General features: G+C 71.5%; 2 protein-coding genes. Both read left to right on the forward strand.

What is annotated here, in order from left to right; genetic code table 11:
* Positions 1-70: 70 nt before the first annotated feature.
* Positions 71-1,786 carry an ABC1 kinase family protein gene (locus VB737_RS16315; protein ID WP_500314505.1) on the forward strand — a complete coding sequence of 572 codons (1,716 nt, stop codon included), beginning with the start codon at positions 71-73 and terminating at the stop codon, positions 1,784-1,786.
* A 54-nt stretch (positions 1,787-1,840) separates the two neighbouring features.
* Positions 1,841-2,414 (forward strand): hypothetical protein (locus VB737_RS16320; RefSeq protein WP_500314507.1); only part of this gene is annotated, 574 nt, incomplete at its 3' end.

Raw genomic sequence — 2,414 nt, forward strand, 5'->3', positions numbered from 1 at the left:
GGCCAGGGCCCGGCCGCGGCCGTGGGCCGGCAGGTGCAGGGCCAGCGGCGCTGACCGCCAGAAGGGGCCCATGGACCGGGGAACACAGTTCCTAGAGTCTGGCCATCGATGCGGCAGGACCCTGACCGAGGACGTCACCCCCACCCCGCGCTACGACCCCAACGCGGACCTGCGCTGGCTGCTGCTGCGGCCCTGGGTCCTGGTCAGCCGGCTGATCGTGGTGCTGTGGCGCCTGGCGGGGCTGGGCCTGCGGCTGGCGGTCCAGTCCAGCAGCACCGACGCCCGGGTGCAGCAGCGGCTCGCCCGGGCCATCCTCGAAACCCTCAACGACCTGGGCCCCTGCTTCATCAAGGTGGGTCAGGCCCTCTCCACCCGCCCCGACCTGGTGCGGCGCGACTGGCTGGAGGAACTGGCCCGCCTCCAGGACGATCTGCCCCCCTTCCCCCATGCGGTCGCCCTGGCCCTGATCGAGGCGGAGCTGGGGGCCCCGGCCCACCAGCTGTATGAGGAGTTCCCCGACTACCCGATGGCGGCGGCCAGCCTGGGGCAGGTGTACCGGGCCCGTCTGAGCGAGGGCCACTGGGTGGCGGTGAAGGTGCAGCGGCCCGACCTGCCTTTCGTGCTGCGCCGCGACCTGGTCATCATCCGCTCGCTGGCGGTGCTGGCGGCACCCTTCCTGCCGCTGAACCTCGGCTTCGGGCTCGGCGCGATCATCGATGAGTTCGGCTACACCCTCTTCGAGGAGATCGACTACCGGCGCGAGGCCGACAACGCCGAACGCTTCGCCACCCTGTTCCAGGACCACCCGGAGGTGACCGTTCCGGCGGTGGTGCGGCCCCTGAGCAGCCGCCGGGTGCTGACCACCAGCTGGATCAACGGCACCAAGCTGCAGAGCCGCCGCGAACTGGAGGCCCACCACCTGGATCCGGCGGCCCTGATCCGCACCGGCGTGATCGCCGGTCTGCAGCAGCTGCTGGAGTTCGGCTACTTCCACGCCGATCCCCACCCGGGCAACCTGTTCGCCCTGCCGGGCAAGACCAACGGCCTGGGCCATGTGGCCTATGTCGACTTCGGCATGATGGATTCCCTCAGTGATGCCGACCGGCTCACCCTCACCGGGGCTGTGGTGCATCTGATCAACCGGGATTTCGAAGCCCTGGCCAGGGATTTCGTGGCCCTCGGCTTCCTCAACCCGAGCACTCCCCTCGGGCCCATCGTGCCGGCCCTCGAGGAGGTGCTCGGTGGTGCTCTGGGCGAGAACGTGGGCAGCTTCAACTTCAAGGCGATCACCGATCGCTTCTCGGAGCTGATGTACGACTACCCCTTCCGGGTGCCGGCCCGCTTCGCCCTGATCATCCGGGCGGTGGTGAGCCAGGAGGGGCTGGCGATGCGGCTCGACCCCGACTTCCGCATCATCCGGGTGGCCTACCCCTACGTGGCCAAACGTCTGCTGGCCGGCGACACCGCCGAGATGCGCGAGAAGCTGCTGGAGGTGATCTTCGATCGTGATGGGCGCCTGCGGGTGGAGCGCCTGGAGAACCTGCTGGCCGTGGTCGAGAACGGCTCCGCCTCCACCGATCTGCTGCCGGTGGCCCGCGACGGCCTGCGCCTGCTGCTGGGCAAGGAGGGCACCAGCCTGCGCCAGCGGCTGCTGCTGAGCCTGGTGAGCCACGACCGTCTCCACACCGATGATCTCCAGGCCCTGCTGGGGCTGATGCGGCGCACCTTCTCGGCCCGCAAGCTGGCCACGGGCCTGCTGGCCCGCTTGAATCCGCTCGCCGCCTGACGCCTCCCCGGTGCCCGCTGATCCTTACGGCCCCGCGGCGCCTTGTGAGGCCCCTTGAACGAGGCCCTGCTGCTGATCCTCCTGCCCCTGCTGGTGGCGGGCTGGATCCTGCAGGTCCGCGCCCTTGAGCGGCGGGTCCGGCGCCTCGAGCGGCAGGCCGCTTCCCTGAGCCAGCGCTTCTTCGCCCTCTCGCTCTGGAGCGGGGTGCTCCAGCAGCGGCTGGACGGGGCCACCACGCCCGAACCGGCCCGGCTCCCCGCCGCTGAGGAGCTCCCCCCAGCGGCGCCCGAGACCCAGGCGGTGGCGACGGCGGCGGCCGCTCCCGTGCGACGCCCATCGGCTTCCTTGGCGGTCCCCGGGCCCCGCCGCGCGGCCGGCGTCGGCCCCTGGAAGCGGATCGAGCGGCTGCTGGTGGAGAACTGGAGCGGTCTGCTCGGTGTGCTCGTGGTGGTGGCCGGGGTCACCTTCCTGACGATCAACGCCGGCCTGGAGCTGGGACCCCGCGAGCGGTTCCTGCTCACCCTGCTGGCGGGCGGGGCCCTGGCCCTGCCGTCGTTGCTGTGGAGCCGGCGCCCGCGCTGCCGCGACCTTACCGACGCGATGCGCAGCGGTGGCGGCGCCCTGGTCC

It is taken from the genome of Synechococcus sp. BA-120 BA3 (assembly GCF_034931285.1).
Lineage (GTDB): Bacteria > Cyanobacteriota > Cyanobacteriia > PCC-6307 > Cyanobiaceae > Cyanobium.